17 protein-coding genes are annotated in these 16409 nt (G+C 58.1%); 12 read left to right on the plus strand and 5 right to left on the minus strand.

What is annotated here, in order from left to right:
- Positions 1–48: 48 nt before the first annotated feature.
- The 10 genes from ACR0M2_RS12810 (at position 49) to ACR0M2_RS12855 (ending at position 10164) form a co-directional block, all read left to right on the plus strand.
- Positions 49–867: an ABC transporter ATP-binding protein gene (locus tag ACR0M2_RS12810; RefSeq protein WP_170349605.1), complete on the plus strand. Its 819-nt coding sequence runs from the start codon at positions 49–51 to the stop codon at positions 865–867.
- Positions 868–896: 29 nt separating this feature from the next.
- Positions 897–1883 carry a branched-chain amino acid ABC transporter permease gene (locus tag ACR0M2_RS12815; protein WP_170360982.1) on the plus strand — a complete coding sequence of 329 codons (987 nt, stop codon included), beginning with the start codon at positions 897–899 and terminating at the stop codon, positions 1881–1883.
- Between the two features lie 3 nt (positions 1884–1886).
- Positions 1887–2144, plus strand: coding sequence for a hypothetical protein (locus ACR0M2_RS12820; protein WP_170411030.1), 258 nt, complete (start codon positions 1887–1889; stop codon positions 2142–2144).
- 3 nt (positions 2145–2147) lie between these two features.
- Complete coding sequence (locus ACR0M2_RS12825) at positions 2148–3224, plus strand: branched-chain amino acid ABC transporter permease (RefSeq protein WP_170349609.1); 1077 nt, start codon at positions 2148–2150, stop codon at positions 3222–3224.
- 73 nt (positions 3225–3297) lie between these two features.
- Positions 3298–4581, plus strand: coding sequence for an ABC transporter substrate-binding protein (locus ACR0M2_RS12830; protein WP_480705408.1), 1284 nt, complete (start codon positions 3298–3300; stop codon positions 4579–4581).
- 64 nt (positions 4582–4645) lie between these two features.
- The gene (locus tag ACR0M2_RS12835) at positions 4646–5875 is read left to right on the plus strand and encodes a patatin-like phospholipase family protein (RefSeq protein WP_480705410.1); all 1230 of its coding nucleotides are present in this window, start codon (positions 4646–4648) and stop codon (positions 5873–5875) included.
- A gap of 2 nt (positions 5876–5877) precedes the next feature.
- The gene (locus ACR0M2_RS12840; RefSeq protein WP_170349612.1) at positions 5878–6711 is read left to right on the plus strand and encodes an ABC transporter ATP-binding protein; all 834 of its coding nucleotides are present in this window, start codon (positions 5878–5880) and stop codon (positions 6709–6711) included.
- Between the two features lie 19 nt (positions 6712–6730).
- The gene (locus ACR0M2_RS12845; RefSeq protein ID WP_480662907.1) at positions 6731–7951 is read left to right on the plus strand and encodes a phenylacetate--CoA ligase family protein; all 1221 of its coding nucleotides are present in this window, start codon (positions 6731–6733) and stop codon (positions 7949–7951) included.
- A 121-nt stretch (positions 7952–8072) separates the two neighbouring features.
- Positions 8073–9737 carry an ABC transporter permease gene (locus tag ACR0M2_RS12850; protein WP_480705412.1) on the plus strand — a complete coding sequence of 555 codons (1665 nt, stop codon included), beginning with the start codon at positions 8073–8075 and terminating at the stop codon, positions 9735–9737.
- A 76-nt stretch (positions 9738–9813) separates the two neighbouring features.
- Positions 9814–10164, plus strand: coding sequence for a DUF2794 domain-containing protein (locus tag ACR0M2_RS12855; RefSeq protein WP_170349615.1), 351 nt, complete (start codon positions 9814–9816; stop codon positions 10162–10164).
- Here ACR0M2_RS12855 and ACR0M2_RS12860 read toward each other — a convergent pair.
- The 3 genes from ACR0M2_RS12860 to ACR0M2_RS12870 form a co-directional block, all read right to left on the minus strand.
- Positions 10161–10898 carry a C40 family peptidase gene (locus ACR0M2_RS12860; protein ID WP_480705414.1) on the minus strand — a complete coding sequence of 246 codons (738 nt, stop codon included), beginning with the start codon at positions 10896–10898 and terminating at the stop codon, positions 10161–10163. The two genes, ACR0M2_RS12855 and ACR0M2_RS12860, sit on opposite strands and share 4 nt — an antisense overlap.
- The gene (locus tag ACR0M2_RS12865) at positions 10895–12277 is read right to left on the minus strand and encodes a leucyl aminopeptidase family protein (protein WP_480705416.1); all 1383 of its coding nucleotides are present in this window, start codon (positions 12275–12277) and stop codon (positions 10895–10897) included. Before ACR0M2_RS12865 ends, ACR0M2_RS12860 begins: the two co-directional genes overlap by 4 nt.
- Positions 12278–12340: 63 nt before the next feature.
- Positions 12341–12730: a hypothetical protein gene (locus ACR0M2_RS12870; protein WP_170349845.1), complete on the minus strand. Its 390-nt coding sequence runs from the start codon at positions 12728–12730 to the stop codon at positions 12341–12343.
- A gap of 144 nt (positions 12731–12874) precedes the next feature.
- On the opposite strand from ACR0M2_RS12870, the gene ACR0M2_RS12875 reads away from it, so the two are divergent.
- Together ACR0M2_RS12875 and ACR0M2_RS12880 are read left to right on the plus strand one after the other, a co-directional pair.
- Positions 12875–13525 carry a carbonic anhydrase gene (locus ACR0M2_RS12875; protein WP_170349618.1) on the plus strand — a complete coding sequence of 217 codons (651 nt, stop codon included), beginning with the start codon at positions 12875–12877 and terminating at the stop codon, positions 13523–13525.
- A 105-nt stretch (positions 13526–13630) separates the two neighbouring features.
- Entirely contained in the window at positions 13631–14167 is a 537-nt protein-coding gene (locus ACR0M2_RS12880) for an SRPBCC family protein (protein ID WP_480705418.1), read from the plus strand.
- 60 nt (positions 14168–14227) lie between these two features.
- Here the strand turns inward: ACR0M2_RS12880 and ACR0M2_RS12885 are convergent, their stop codons facing one another.
- Positions 14228–15145 carry an endonuclease/exonuclease/phosphatase family protein gene (locus ACR0M2_RS12885; protein WP_170550208.1) on the minus strand — a complete coding sequence of 306 codons (918 nt, stop codon included), beginning with the start codon at positions 15143–15145 and terminating at the stop codon, positions 14228–14230.
- Positions 15146–15306: 161 nt separating this feature from the next.
- On the minus strand, positions 15307–16329 hold the full coding sequence (locus tag ACR0M2_RS12890) for an aspartate-semialdehyde dehydrogenase (RefSeq protein ID WP_170349621.1): 1023 nt from the start codon (positions 16327–16329) through the stop codon (positions 15307–15309).
- Positions 16330–16409: the final 80 nt, after the last annotated feature.

Raw genomic sequence — 16409 nt, forward strand, 5'->3', positions numbered from 1 at the left:
CATCGCCCCGCCCGCCATCCCGTTTTTGCGTAGGTCAGGGAGTGACTGATGCTGGATAGTTCCGAAGGATATGTCACCGAAGACGGCCGCAAGATCGGCGGCGTGGTGATGGAGATGAAGAACATCACTCTGCGTTTTGGCGGTGTGGTGGCGATCAAGGATATCTCGTTCGATATTCGCGAGGGTGAGATCCGGGCGATTATTGGACCGAACGGGGCGGGCAAGTCCTCGATGTTGAACGTGATTTCCGGGTTCTATGTCCCGCAAGAGGGTGAGGTCTGGTTTCACGGAGCCAAGCGCCCGCAGATGCGGCCATTCGAGGTCGCGCAGCAAGGCATTGCGCGGACGTTCCAGAACATCGCTCTGTTCGAAGGTATGAGCGTTTTGGACAACGTTATGACCGGACGGCTGAACTTTATGAAGACCAACATTTTTCAGCAGGCCTGGTGGAAGGGCAAGGCAGAAGCGGAAGAGGTGGAGAACCGCGAGGCGGTGGAGAAGATCATCGATTTTCTGGAAATCCAGCACATTCGCAAAACGCCGGTGTCGCGCCTGCCCTACGGGCTGAAAAAGCGGGTCGAGCTGGCCCGTGCGCTGGCGGCCGAACCCAGGCTGCTGCTGCTGGATGAGCCGATGGCGGGCATGAATGTCGAAGAAAAAGAGGACATGAGCCGCTTTATCCTAGACGTGAATGACGAATTCGGCACCACCATTGCCTTGATCGAACACGATATGGGCGTGGTGATGGACCTGAGCGATCGCGTGGTCGTGATGGATTATGGAAAAAAGATCGGCGACGGCACCCCGGATGAGGTGCGCAGCAATCAGGACGTCATCGACGCCTATCTGGGGGTCAGTCATGACTGAGCATCGGACAGACATGGGGAGAGGCGCAGATGCCTGAACAACTCGTATTCGCGATGGAGGTCATCCTCAACGGTCTGATGGCCGGGGTGCTCTATGCGCTGGTCGCGCTGGGCTTTGTTCTGATCTACAAAGCTTCGGGGATTTTCAATTATGCCCAAGGCGTTATGGCGCTGTTTGCGGCGATGACGCTGGTCGGGATCATGAACGGGCAGGTGCCCTTTGCGCATGTGATCAACGCGACTTTTGGCACGCACGTTCATACTTTCGGGTGGAATGTGCCCGCTTTTGTGGCGATCCTTTTGACCATGGGTGTCATGGTATTGCTGGCCTGGGCGGTACAGCGGTTCGTCATGCGTCATCTGGTAGGGCAAGAGCCGATCATCCTGTTCATGGCCACCATCGGGCTGGCCTATTTCCTTGAAGGTGTGGCCGACCTGATGTGGGGATCCGAGATCAAGACGCTGGATGTGGGCCTGCCGCAGGGCATCAACCTGTGGATTGATGAGAGCACCTATAACATCTTCGGCTATGGCTTCTTCCTCGACAATCTGGACATCGTGGCGACTGTGATTGCGGCGCTGCTGGTGGCGGCCCTGGTGGCGTTCAGCCAGTATACCAAACAGGGCCGGGCCATGCGCGCTGTGGCCGATGACCATCAGGCAGCACTGTCGGTTGGCATCTCGCTGAACTTCATCTGGATCATGGTCTGGTCGGTGGCTGGGTTCGTGGCGCTGGTCGCGGGTATCATGTGGGGCACCAAGTCGGGCGTGCAGTTCTCGCTGTCGCTGATCGCGCTCAAGGCGCTGCCGGTGCTGATGCTGGGCGGGTTTACCTCGATCCCAGGTGCCATTGTCGGTGGGCTGATCATCGGTGTGGGTGAAAAACTGTTCGAGTTCGCCATCGGCCCCTTGGTTGGCGGTGCGACCGAGAACTGGTTTGCCTATGTTCTGGCGTTGATCTTCCTGGTGTTCCGACCGCAAGGCCTCTTCGGTGAGAAAATCATCGAGAGGGTGTAGGGCATGACCAAACTGATCGCCATCATCAACGTCATCGCATGGGCCGGGTTCTGGGCCTTTGGCTATATCGCCGTCACCTCGGAAGATCTGACCGAAAGCCAACTGGTCGTGGCCGCGATACTGGCTTTTGCCGGGCTGATCACGGGCGTTCTGGCCTACATGAAACTGGTGCGCAGTTCCGAGGCGAGCGGATACGCCAAAGGATCGAACCAACTGGATGCCAAGGCCCGCAACCGGGCGCAGGAAGAGTGGGAGAAATAAGTCATGTTCTACCGTGAGGCCGGGGATTTCAAAACCTCCTACATCGATGACAACCAGACCTTTCCGATCAAGTTCGACCGGTATCGGTACTATGTCGTGCTCGCCGTGGCCTTTGGGATCATTCCGTTCCTCATCAATGATTACTGGGCCAATGCGTTGCTGTTGCCGTTTCTGATCTATGCGATTGCAGCGATCGGGTTGAACATTCTAGTGGGCTATTGCGGTCAGGTCAGCTTGGGCACCGGGGGGTTCATGGCCGTGGGGGCCTATGCCTGCTACAAGCTGATGACCGCGTTCCCGGATGTCAGCATGTTCATACATGTCATTCTGGCGGGCGGGATCACCGCCATTGTCGGCGTGCTGTTCGGCCTGCCAAGCCTGCGTATCAAGGGGTTCTATCTGGCGGTGGCAACACTGGCCGCGCAGTTCTTTCTGGTCTGGCTTTTCAACCGCGTACCGTGGTTCTACAACTATTCCGCTTCGGGCCAGATCAACGCGCCCGAGCGAGACGTGTTCGGCATCATCATCACCGGCCCGAATGCGCCGGCCTGGGCAACCTATCTGTTCTGCCTGATCTTCCTGTCGGTCAGCGCCATTATCGCGCGCAACCTGACGCGTGGCACCACGGGGCGCAGCTGGATGGCGATCCGCGACATGGATATCGCCGCCGAGATCATCGGGGTGAACCCGCTGAAGGCGAAACTGACCGCTTTTGCCGTCAGCTCGTTCTTTGTGGGCATCGCCGGGGCGCTGTTCTTTGCCGTCTATTTGGGTGCTGTCGAAGTGGGTGAGGTCTTTGGCATTCAGAAATCATTTCTGGTGCTGTTCATGATCATTATTGGCGGGTTAGGGTCTATTTTCGGATCCTTTGCGGGTGCTGCGTTTCTGGTGTTGCTGCCCGTGGTGCTGAAAGTCGTTGGCGCCGATTGGCTGGGCTGGCCCACCGATATTGTGGCGCATCTGCAGCTGGTGATTGTCGGCGCGCTGATCATCATGTTCCTGATCCTTGAGCCACACGGTCTGGCGCAGCTTTGGCGCGTGGCGAAAGAGAAACTCAGACTCTGGCCGTTCCCGCACTAAGGGGCAGGCCCAATCAGATAACGGGTGCAAAGCCCGACCCCAACATCGGACCAACCAAGGGAGGAGACACCCGATGAAATTGACACTGGCAACCGCGGCGCTTAGCGCCCTGATGGCCGCAGGACCGGCTCTGGCGGATTTGGTAATCCCTGATCTCAGCTACCGGACTGGGCCTTATGCAGCTGGCGGCATTCCGTTTTCGGACGGGTATAACGACTATTTCACCCTATTGAACGAACGGGATGGCGGCATTGGCGGCGTGCCGATCCGCGTGGTCGAATGCGAAACTGGCTACAACACCGAAAAAGGGGTTGAGTGCTACGAATCGACCAAGGGCGAAGGCGCGTTGGTCTATCAACCGCTGTCGACGGGCATCACCTATCAGTTGATCCCAAAAGTGACTGCGGACAATATCCCGTTGCACACGATGGGATATGGCCGGACTTCGGCTAAGAATGGCGACGTTTTTAGCCACACGTTCAACTATCCGGCCAACTATTGGGACGGGGCGTCAGGTGCGATTAACTATCTGCTGGAAGAAAACGGTGGCGATCTGAGCGGCAAGAAAATTGCTCTGGTCTACCACAATTCGGCCTACGGCAAGGAGCCGATCCGCACGCTGGAAGAACTGTCCAATAAGCACGGCTTTGAGCTGGCGGCCCTACCGGTCGATCACCCCGGTCAAGAGCAAAAGTCGCAATGGCTGCAGATCCGCCGCGACCGTCCTGACTATGTCTTGATGTGGGGCTGGGGCGTCATGAACCAGGTTGCGGTACAGGAAGCCGCGAACATCCGCTTCCCGATGGAGAATTTCATCGGTATCTGGTGGTCCGGCTCGGAAAATGACGTTGTGCCTGCGGGTGAGGCCGCGAATGGCTACAAGGCGCTGACCTTCCACAATGTGGGCACGGATTTCCCGGTCTTTGCTGACCTGCAACAATATGTGGTCGATTCTGGCAAGGCTGCCGGTGCAGGCGATCAGGTTGGGACGGTACTGTATAACCGTGGCCTTTACGCCGCGGTGCTGGCTGCAGAAGCCATTAAGAAAGCACAAGAGCTTTCGGGCAATGCCGAAATCACTCCGGCTGACATGCGTGACGGTATGGAAGCGCTTGAAATGACCGAAGAGAAAATGGCTGAGCTGGGCCTGCCGAACTTTGGTCCGACCTTCTCGGTCTCGTGCAAAAACCACGGCGGCGACGCTCTGGTTGGTGTGACGCAGTGGGACGCGGCGAACAAGACCTGGTCGCTGATTTCTGACTTCAAACCAACAGATGGTGACGTGATCGGTGCGCTTATCGACGAGGATTCCGCAGCTTACGCGTCGGAAAACAACCTCGAGGGGCGCTGCAACTAAAGCGCAACAAAAAAAGGGGTGGCGGTGATCCGCCGCCCCAACCCCCAAACAAGGACAGGCGGTGATGCTGGAGTTTCTCCGGATAAGAACAGGGATAGTGCTGAGTGCGGTACTTGGGCTTGCTGCGTGCAGCGCGCCCGAGATCGACGGGCCGACCTGCACCGGGCTTGTCCGAGATTTTGTTCCGGCGAAATCCGTTGTCGGGCGCAGCTCAGCGCCGAATGTGGATGCGACTGCGGATCTGTTTGCCCGGGTGTTCGAAGGTCAGGCCACGCAACGTGCAAACCTTGACCGCGATGGGCGGGGCATTCCAGTCGAAATTCTAGCTATGACCACCGGTGGGCAATATGGTGCCTTCTCATCAGGCGTTCTGACGGGCTGGACAGAAAACGGCAGGCCAGACTTCAACGTCGTGACCGGGGCCAGCGCCGGGGCATTGATTACCCCTCTGGCATTTGCGGGATCGGCGTTTGACGCGCGCCTGAAATCCAATACCAGGATCAATTTGAACGATGTGCTGTCGCTGCAAATCGTGCCACCGATTCCTTTGGCCAGTTCTGTCTTCAGCACCAAAAAGCTGAAACGGCTGGTCGAAAGTGAAATTGACGAACCTCTGCTGGATCGTATCGCCAACCGGGCCGACCCGGGCCAATCCGGGCAAGAGGTCAACAGCGTGGTGGTCGGCGCGGTCAATCTGAAAACTGGGCGGTTCGACATCATGGATATCGGTCAGTATCTGGCCACCACCCCAGATGATTTCGCGACAAAAGAGGATTGCGTGTCCGAGGCGGTTCTGGCCAGCTCGGCCATTCCGGTTCTGTTCCCGCCTCGCAAGATCAATGGGGACCTTTATGCGGATGCAGGTGTGCGCCAGCACGTGTTTCTGGAAGGTCTGGCCCAGGGTCAGCAAACAGCTACGCAGCGCACAGGCCAACAATTTGACGTTCGGGTAACTTTGCTGGTGAACGGCGATCTGGTTGTCGCAGAAAAGGACCCGGGACCCGGTATCCTCGCGTTGGCAGGCCGGAATTTCCAACTGGTCACCGATCAGGGATTTCGCGAGTCGATCGACCGAACCCTTCGCGTTGTGAAACAGAACCCCTCTTGGACCTTTAAGGCATTGGTTGCGCCTGAACTGCCCGCGCTCAATTGCAAGAACCCCGAACCCCTTTTTGACAAATGTATCACCGGGGCCTTGTTCGAGGCGGGGAAGAACATGACAAGCTCTCAACCCATCCCGTGGCTGACCGCGGCTGAGTTGGAGCGCAAGATCAACGAAATCTACGGGAGTTGACGATGCTGGATGCGGCACAAACCACCGATGTACAGGCCGAAACCCTGTTGGAGGTCAACAATATCGAGGTGATCTACAACCACGTCATTCTTGTGCTGAAGGGCGTCAGCCTAACCGTGCCCAAGGGTGGGATCACCGCCTTGCTGGGCGGCAACGGGGCGGGCAAGACCACGACGCTCAAGGCGGTGTCGAACCTGCTGCAGTCCGAACGGGGCGAGGTCACCAAGGGTACGATCACCTATCGCGGCACCAGCGTGCATGAAAGCGATCCGGCCGATCTGGTGGAAAAGGGCGTCATTCAGGTGATGGAAGGCCGCCATTGCTTTGAACACCTGACGGTCGAGGAAAATCTTCTGACCGGGGCCTATACTCGCAAGGATGGCAACGCGGCGATCCAGCAGGATCTTGAACTTGTGTATTCCTATTTCCCGCGTCTCGCCGAACGGCGCCGGTCGCAGGCGGGCTACACCTCGGGCGGGGAACAGCAGATGGTGGCAATGGGCCGGGCGCTGATGTCACGGCCGGAAACGATCCTGCTGGATGAGCCCTCGATGGGTCTTGCGCCGCAGCTAGTCGAAGAGATTTTCGGCATCGTCAAGGATTTGAACGAGAAAGAGGGCGTGTCCTTCCTGCTGGCCGAACAGAACACCAATGTGGCACTGCGGTTTGCACATTACGGATACATTCTGGAATCGGGGCGTGTTGTGATGGACGGCCCGGCGGCCGATCTACGCGAAAACCCGGATGTGAAAGAGTTTTATCTGGGCATGTCCGACGAGGGGCGCAAAAGCTTCCGTGACGTGCGCTCATACCGCCGCCGCAAAAGGTGGCTGTAAGCGGATGGAGGATCTGGTCATGACGAATTACTACGACGCGCTCGAGACCCGTTCAGCCGACGAGCGCGCTGCCGATCAGGCGCAGGCGCTGCGTGTTCAAATTCAGCGGGCGTTGTCCGCGCCAGGTTTTGCGGCGCATCTGGCAGGGGTTGATTGCAATGCTGTTGCCTCGGCCGAGGATCTGGTGAAACTGCCGGTGCTGCGCAAATCTGATCTGGCGCAGGCACAGGCGGCGCGGCCGCCGTTTGGCGGGTTCACGGTCACACCAGCGCGGCATTTTCACCATGTTTTCCAGTCCCCGGGTCCGATTTATGAGCCCGGCAGCACTGATCCCGATTGGTGGCGCATGGGCCGGTTCCTGCATGCGGCAGGCGTAGGACCCGGTGATATCGTCCATAACTGTTTTGGCTATCACCTGACCCCGGCTGGGATGATTTTTGAAAGTGGTGCGCGGGCTGTTGGGGCCGCTGTGCTGCCCGCCGGTACCGGCCAGACCGAGCTGCAGGTCACTGCGGCGCGGGATGTGGGGTGTACGTCTTATGCTGGTACTCCGGATTACCTGAAGGTCATTCTGGACAAAGCGGATGAGATGGGCGTGGAGCTGAACTTTTCTTCTGCCGTGGTGGGTGGTGGCGCACTGTTCCCATCGCTGCGTCAGGATTATGCCGACCGGGGTATTTCCTGTCTGCAATGTTATGCCACCGCCGATCTGGGCAATATCGCCTATGAAAGCCACGCGATGGAGGGGATGATCATCGACGAGCATGTGATTGTCGAAATCGTCACGCCCGGCACAGGCACCCCGGTTGCCACGGGTGAGGTGGGTGAGGTCGTGGTGACCTCGTTAAACCCAGATTATCCGCTGATCCGGTTTGCCACCGGTGATATGTCCGCGATCATGCCCGGACAATCGCCTTGTGGCCGCACCAACTTGCGTATCAAGGGTTGGATGGGACGGGCCGATCAGACCACCAAGATCAAAGGCATGTTCGTGCGTCCTGAACAGGTGGCCGCGCTGGTCGACAAACATTCAGAGATCGTCAAAGCCCGTGTCATCGCCGCGCGACAGGGGGAAATGGACACGATGACCGTTCAGATCGAAAGCCCACGCGACGATGACGTGACCTATGCCAAATCCGTAATTGAGGTGCTGAAACTGAAAGGCGCGATTGAGGTTGTGGCCCCCGGTTCACTGCCCAAGGACGGATTGGTGATCGAGGATCAGCGCGTTTACGAATAGTCCAACAAAGGGTTCTGCGGCAGTTTGTGCCGCAGAATTGTTCCTCTGCCTACTGGTGTTTCTTAGCATTTTAGTCGATTAAAGGCGAAACCTGCGCCTCTTTGCCTGTAACACCGGAAACATGGCCGAAATCGAATACTCAGAACACGGAACGCGCAATCGGGGCGTGTTTGGCACCCGGTTGGTGGCCGTGGTGGCTTATCTGGTGGCAGCAGCCTGTCTGCTGCCGATGATTGCGGTTGTGCTTGCGGCAGTGACGGGTGGGACGGAAACGATCTCACACCTGCTGGATACGGTTCTGCCCGGCTATGCGCTGACGACGTTGATTTTGGTGGTTCTGGTCGCCCTCGGGACCCTGTCCATCGGTGTGGGCGCGGCCTGGCTGGTGACGATGACCCGCTTTCCCGGTGTTCGCTTTCTTGAGATCGCTCTGGTCTTACCACTGGCCTTTCCGGCCTATGTTCTGGCCTATGCCTATACGTTCATTCTGGATCACCCCGGTATCGTTCAATCCACCCTGCGCGAGGTGACCGGCTGGGGCCCGCGCGATTATTGGTTCCCCGAGATTCGCTCGACCGGGGGCGCGGCGGTGATGCTGATCCTGGTTCTGTATCCTTATGTCTATTTGTTGGCCCGCGCCGCCTTTCTACAGCAAAGCTCGACCGCTTTTCTGGCCGCGCGGGCGTTGGGGAAAAGCCCTTGGCTGGCGTTCTGGCATGTGTCCTTGCCAATGGCGCGCCCGGCAATTGCCGGCGGGGTCCTGCTGGCGATCATGGAGACCATCGCCGATTTTGGCACCGTAGCTTATTTCGGCGTTCAGACCTTTGCCACCGGTATCTATACCAGCTGGTTTTCGATCGGAGACCGCGCTGCCGCCGCGCAGCTGGCCATGTGCCTACTGGGTTTCGCATTGCTACTGGCAGTGATCGAACGCACTCGGCGGGGCAAGGCAAAATATTACCAGGCAGGTAAAAGCCACGCCCCACTGCCAGCACAGCAGATTAAAGGTTGGTTTGCAGTTGCGGGGTTCATGCTGTGTGCCATTCCGGTGCTGTTGGGTTTTTTGCTGCCGGTGTTCATTCTCGTGCAGATGGGGCTTGAATCGGAACAGAACCTGCTGTCGCGGCGCTATATCGGGTTCATCCAGAACTCGTTGACGCTGGCAGGTACGGCTGCCGTCGTCACCGTTTTTGCGGCGATTTGCATCGGGTTCTATCAGCGGTTGCGCCCGGGCAAAGGGTCCGCCACGGCAGGTTATGTCGCGCGGCTGGGTTATGCGGTGCCGGGTGGTGTAATCGCGGTGGGCCTTTTGGTGCCATTTGCTAGTTTCGACAACGCATTGGATGCTTGGATGCGCGAAACTTTTGATATCTCGACCGGACTGCTGGTTACCGGGTCAATCTGGTTGCTGATCGCGGCCTATATGGTGCGTTTCCTGGCCGCCGCGCTCAGCGCTTATGAGGGTGGGCAAAGCACGGTGCATGTCAACATGGACGCCGCTGCACGGTCGTTGGGCCAGACCCCGTTGGGAACGCTGAGACGGGTGCATTTGCCGATCCTGACGCCCTCGCTGCTGACGGCGCTGCTGATCGTCTTTGTCGACGTGATGAAAGAGCTTCCCGCCACCCTGATCATGCGGCCCTTCAATTTTGATACGCTGGCGGTACAGGCGTATCGGCTGGCCTCGGATGAGCGGTTGGAGGGTGCCGCCGTGCCCTCGCTGGTGATCCTTGCGGTGGGGCTGTTGCCGGTGATTCTGATCTGCCGCCAGGTCGGGCGGCGCTAGCACAGGGCGAACCAAAAAATCACATCCTGTTGTGCTTGGGCTTGATTCAAACGCAATTTCCGGCAAGGCTTGGGGTATGAACATGCAGCCTCCCAGCCGGTTTTCTGCAAACTCGGCCCAGATGCCCGTCGCGTTTAACCGGCACGAGATGTCCCATATTCTATCCGTCTATGGCAGGATGGTCGCCGCCGGAGAATGGCGCGATTACGGAATTTCCAACCTGCGCGACATGGCGGTGTTTTCCATCTTTCGGCGAACGGCAGAACATCCGATTTACCGGGTTGAGAAACATCCACGTCTGCGGCAAAGGCAGGGGATGTATTCGGTGGTTGGCATGGATGGCCGCATTCTGAAACGCGGCCAGGATTTGCGCACAGTTCTAAGGGTGTTGGAACGCAAGCTGATTCGCTCGGTCGACCTTGATTAGAGCCGTTTGTGGGCGGTCACTGGCCCATCACCCTGTTCCAGAATACGCGTGATAGCCTGATCCATCGGCTCGAACGTCACATCCATGTGATACGCATTGGCATGTAGCAGCATGTTGTCGCCATAGACCCAGGCGACGTGACCCTTCCAAAACAGCAGATCGCCGCGTTTCGGTTCCGTCCCAGCGGGCAGGGCCTCGCCCAATTCACGCTCTTGATCGCTGCTATCGCCGGGGCAGGGCGTGCCGCAGGCCAATAGCCCAGCCTGCACCAGACCCGAGCAATCCAGCCCGAACCGGCTGTTGCCGCCCCAAAGATAGGGTGTGCCCAGAAACAGTTCGGCCACGGAAACCGGATCGGTCAGGTGGATGGCGTTGCGCTTGGCATGAACGGCGGGGATGAATCCCAGCTCAGTTTCCAGAAATCGGCCATTTTCCGAAAGAACCTGAACCCTGCTGCCGAAACTCAACGAGATCCGGTCGGGGCTTTTCATATCCGGCTGCGCATAGGCGTGGGTCGCAGGCGCCGTGACCCAATGCGTATCGGGCACCGGTGCCCCCAAATGATCCAGGTTTACCCAGCCCGGGTAACTGTCCTTGTCGGCGGTGATCCGGCCCCAACCCTGTTGCGTTTCAAGGACGGTGACGGTGTCACCGAATAAAAGCTGCCGTTCCCTTGGACCATCCGGGCGGCGCAACAGGTCAGCGACGGGGGTTATGATGCGCTGTTGGGTCATAAGCCCAGAATCTCGGGTAGGGCGGTCAATATGGCGCGGGGGCCTTGACCGAGGCCGCCTTTGCTGCGGCCGGGGACCTTGCTGGGCTGCCACGAGTAGATGTCGAAATGCATGTAACGACTATTGCCCACAAACCGACGCAGGAACAGCGCGGCGGTGATCGAGCCTGCAAACCCACCCGGAGGCGCATTGTCCAGATCGGCGATGCCGGGTTCGATCATTGCCTCATAGGGTTCATGGAACGGCATCCGCCAAACCGGATCAGCGGCCTGCCTGCCTGCTTGTGCCAAAGCATCGGCAGCACTGTCGTCATCGGTGTAAAACGGCGCAAGATCGGGGCCAACGGCCACCCGCGCGGCACCCGTCAGCGTGGCCATCGAGATTACCAGATCCGGCTCCCCCTCATCTGCCAGCGTCAGCGCATCGGCCAGTACCAGCCGCCCCTCGGCGTCGGTATTGTTGATCTCAACCGTCAGGCCCTTGCGCGAGGTCAGGATATCGCCGGGGCGAAAGGCGTCTCCGGCCACCGAATTTTCAACCGCTGGGATCAACACCCGCAGTTGCAGCGGAAGGTTCAACGCCATGATCATCCGGGCCAGGCCCAGCACATTGGCCGATCCGCCCATGTCCTTCTTCATCAAGCCCATCGAGTTGCCGGGTTTCAGGTTCAACCCACCGGTATCAAAACAAACACCTTTGCCGACCAATGTCAGCTTGGGGCCAATACTGCCCCAGTTTATCTCGATCAGCCGGGGGTCCTGCGCGGATGCCCGGCCAACGGCGTGGATCATCGGAAAGTTCTGGTCCAACAGCGCCGCACCGCGGATCACGTCGCACGACGCCTCGAATTCCTGCGCCAGCACCTCGGCAGCAGCTTGCAATTGATCCGGACCCATATCTGCGGTGGGCGTGTTGACCAAATCGCGGGTCAGGGCCTCGGCTTGGGCCAAAACTTCGATCAACGTGGCGTCGACGCCCTCGGGCGCGATCAGCCGTGCATTGGCCGGAGATTGCTTGGCATAGCGGTTGAACGCATAGCCGGTCAGCAACCAGCCCAGACATTCGGTCGCTAACACCTCGGATGGGACGCCAGAAGTAATGTGATAGGCGCCTTCTGGCAGGGTTTCGGCCACGGCGGCCAGCGGAAAGCGCTTGCGCACCCGGCCTGTTGCTTTGCCATATCCCCCCAGCGCAAATTCGGGTTTGCCTTCCGGTCCGGGAATCAGCACTGCCTGACCCAGCGCACCGGTGAACCCGCTGGCCCTGACCCAGGTTGCAATATGGTCTGGCTGATCGCTCAGCCAGCCTTCCAGATCGGGTTGTGCGATGACATGCAGCGGAAGCGATGGATCAGAAGAGGAAGCGAAGGACAGGGTCATGGAAATCTCGGCTTGTTCGATTTGCGCCCAGCCTAGCCGCCCACGGCCCGTCCGCAAGCCCCGTCAGACCGAAAGGTCCTGCTGATCCCAGATCACCGTCAGCGAGTTTTCACCGACCCGGATCAGCCGCGACAGGGTGGCGCCGGTGGCAACGGCATCCCCCGCATCCACGGACTGCGCCACATCCCCGGCGACGCGGGCCAATGCGACCATGCCGATCTGTTCGGCGATCGCCACCAGCGACCGCGCGCATTTGCGCAACCCGGCCCAATCGCGTTGCCGCCAGAACCGTTCGCAGTTCGACAGGCGCACGGCCAGTTCCTCGACCGTACGGCACAAAACGTCCAATGCGTTCTTGTCGCCCAATTGCCGGTACAATCCATTCAGCCGGTCCTGATCCAGACGAACGGTTTCCTTGTGTTCAAGCGTGAGTATCTTATCCACCACATTCACCCCAATATTTTGTGCCCCCACGGCATGGACCGACTTTGACCGCGAATTCCTTTGCAAAACCTTGCATTCGCGGGGGATAATCGCTCGAATTTTCTGCGAATTCGGGGTAGAGCAGCCCCCAGCGAACAAATCAGGGACTTTCAAATGGATCACGCCAAACCTTTGCCGAACTATTTGGTCAAGCGGTATCACGGCTGGAAAGCCACCACATATTCTGAAAACCAAGTCTGGTATCGCCGTCTGGCCACTGAAGGACAACGTCCACGGGCGATGGTGATTTCATGTTGTGACAGCCGCGTCCATGTCACTTCGATCTTCGGGGCCGATCAGGGTGAGTTCTTTATTCACCGCAACATTGCCAACCTGGTGCCGCCCTATGCACCGGATGGTGATCATCACGGCACCAGTGCGGCGATTGAATATGCGGTCACCGCCCTGAAAGTGGCGCATCTGATCGTGCTGGGCCATTCGCAATGTGGTGGTGTGCAGGGCTGTATCGACATGTGCAAGGGGCAGGCCCCGCAACTGGAAGCCAAAGAAAGCTTTGTGGGTCGCTGGATGGATATCCTCAAGCCGAAATACGACTTGGTCGCCGATGTCGAGGACAGCGTTGAACAGGCGCGTCAGTTTGAGCGGCAGGCGGTTGTGGCCTCGCTTGAGAATCTGATGACCTTTCCCTTCGTGTCCTCTGCGGTGCAGGATGGTTCGCTCAGCCTGCATGGGTTGTGGACCGATATCGGCGAAGGCGGGCTGCAAAGCTATGATCCGCAGGAAAAGAAATTTGTCGTCGTCTAAGCGGCGCTGAAATGTTGCGCAAATAGTGGGCGGAGGATCAGGTCTCTGATTCTGCGCCCTTTTTTGGTATAGTGGCCTGATACGAGTTTGGGTCAGAGGCGCGATATGCGAGTCATCAAACGTATTGTTCTTTTTCTAATCTGTCTTGTTTTGCTATTGATCGGTGTCTCATACCTGCTGCCCGCCAAGGCGATCGTGTCGCGCAGCATCATCATTGATGCCCCGGCCAGCGCCATCTTTCCTTATGTGAATTCCATGCAAGAGACCGAGAAATGGTCTCCCTGGCTGGCGCGGGACCCGGAAACGCAACTGTCCTATAGCGGACCCGAAGCTGGGGTGGGCAATACCCTGAGCTGGAGTTCCGAGCATCCACAGGTCGGCAGCGGTACGCAGGAAATCATCGAAAGTGTTCCGGATCAGACCGTCAGAACCGCGCTGGATTTTGGTCCGATGGGCACGGCATCGGCGTCGTTTGAGCTGGCGCCCGAAGGCGATCAGACGCAGGTAACTTGGGGATTTGAGTCCGATCTTGGGATGAACCCGATGGCACGCTGGATGGGTTTGATGATGGATAAGTGGGTCGGCGGCGATTACGAACAGGGGCTGAGCAATCTAAAGGCGCTGGTCGAAGGGCAGACCTAAGCCGATAGGTTTTGCGCCGCAGGTTTTGATCTATGCAGCCCGGCGCAACGGCCGGGCAGATTATTCAAATCGAATTCTGGCGAGCTTTCCAAGGTGGTCGGAGCCCATGAAGGGGCGCAGCTCAACCGTTCCCGTTGTTCCTTTCGGGAACAACAGGATGTCGATTGGCAAGGGTATCTGCCAGCTGCCAAGGTTATGAGTGTTCAGGTTAGTTCCAAAACTTTGATTGTCTGCTGCCGCCGCGATCCGCTGAACGCTTTGGCCCCAGGGCACCATATTGAAATCTCCGGCAATCAGAACCGGCCCGTCGAGTTCCTTAATGCGGTCAGCAATCACTTGGCTTTGTTTGGATTGGTCATAAGGAAACGGCCAGTTCAGGTGTACGGATACAACCCAAACCAGACCGCCGCCGGGGGTTTTAACCTGCACCCCGACAAGCCCATACCCTTCCAGGCAAAACTCGGAACCTTCGACAATTGGCAATGTGGTCAGAATGGCGACGTTTTGTTCGGGGCGAAATTCACAGATCGATTTTGCCGGGTAATGTTCGAACATGTTTTTCATGAACTTGCGATTGTGACTGGACACTTCCTGCAAGGTCACGATCTCGGCGTTGGATTCTATTATGTCATCGGCCAAGGGATAGCGTGGCCAGGCCTGGCTCATGAGGTTCTTTTGATACAACGTCAGGCAAGCGCCATTGCAATCACCTGAGGGCGCTGCATAGCTGGTTGCGATTGACCCAATCGCGAGGACAGCGACGGCTATCGCGCTCAATGCCACGTAGCGCGCGCGCATGCACAGCAAAATCACGGCGCATGGTAAAAGCAGAACGCCGGCCAGCGGGCGAAGCAGGGCGAACGAATCCCCAGCTGCAATGACGGGGCCTGTAAAGCCAATAATGACCAGACCCATCAGCATACTTGCGCAGCCTATGATCAGGTTTCGTACAATCCTGTGCTTGGTCAAAACTCGCATGCTCTGCCTCTGTCGCTTTGTGCGGGGCAATGCATGTGGTTTGCTGTGTCACATGTCCCGCTGTCAAAGCGCGTCATTTTGGTGACAAGCCAGCCTGTCTTTGTCAACAGGCAGAGGTGGAATGTGCCACGTCATCCAACATGGCACATTCGATATGTTTATCAGCCCTTTTTCAGGACTTCGCGACCCAGCAGTTCGGCAATCTGCACAGCGTTGAGCGCCGCGCCCTTGCGCAAGTTGTCGGACACGCACCACAGGTTCAGGCCGTTTTCGATCGTCGAATCCTGACGGATGCGGCTGATGAAGGTGGCAAAATCGCCCGCGCATTCGATCGGCGAGACGTAGCCGCCGGGTTCGCGCTTGTCGATCACCATGATGCCCGGTGCCTCGCGCAGGATGTCGCGGGCTTCGTCTTCGTCCAGGAATTCTTCGAATTCGATGTTCACCGCCTCGGAATGGCCGACGAACACTGGAACACGAACGCAGGTAGCAGTAACCTTGATCGACGGATCGACGATCTTTTTGGTTTCGACAACCATCTTCCACTCTTCCTTGGTCGAGCCGTCTTCCATGAAGACGTCGATCTGAGGAATGACGTTGAAGGCGATCTGTTTCTGGAACTTCTTCGGTTCAACCTCGGTGGTGGGGTTGTAGATGGCCTTGGTCTGATCCCACAGCTCATCCATCCCCTCTTTGCCAGCACCCGAAACCGACTGATAAGTCGACACGACAACGCGCTTGATCTTGGCGCGATCATGCAGCGGCTTCAGCGCGACAACCATCTGCGCCGTCGAGCAGTTGGGGTTGGCGATGATGTTCTTGTTCTTATAGTCGTGAATCGCCTGCGGGTTACATTCCGGCACGATCAGCGGAATCTCCGGGTCATAGCGATAGAGCGACGAGTTATCGATCACCACGCAGCCAGCCGCGGCCGCCTTGGGGGCGTAAACCTTGGTGGCCTCGGACCCCACGGCAAACAATGCCATGTCCCAGCCGGTGAAATCGAATGTGTCCAGGTCTTTGGTCGTGAGGGTCTTGTCGCCAAAAGTCACCTCAGTCCCCAGCGAACGACGGCTTGCCAGGGCAGCAAGTTCATCGACAGGGAACTGGCGTTCCGCCAGGATGTTCAGCATTTCGCGGCCCACGTTACCCGTGGCGCCGACGACTACGACGCGATAGCCCATTTCATGTCTCCAAAGTTAAGGACGCGCGTTCATAGCCGCGTTGCAGCAAAGAAAAAAGAGGAATCGCTCCATTATTCCGA

The organism is Ruegeria sp. BE10 (assembly GCF_056538905.1).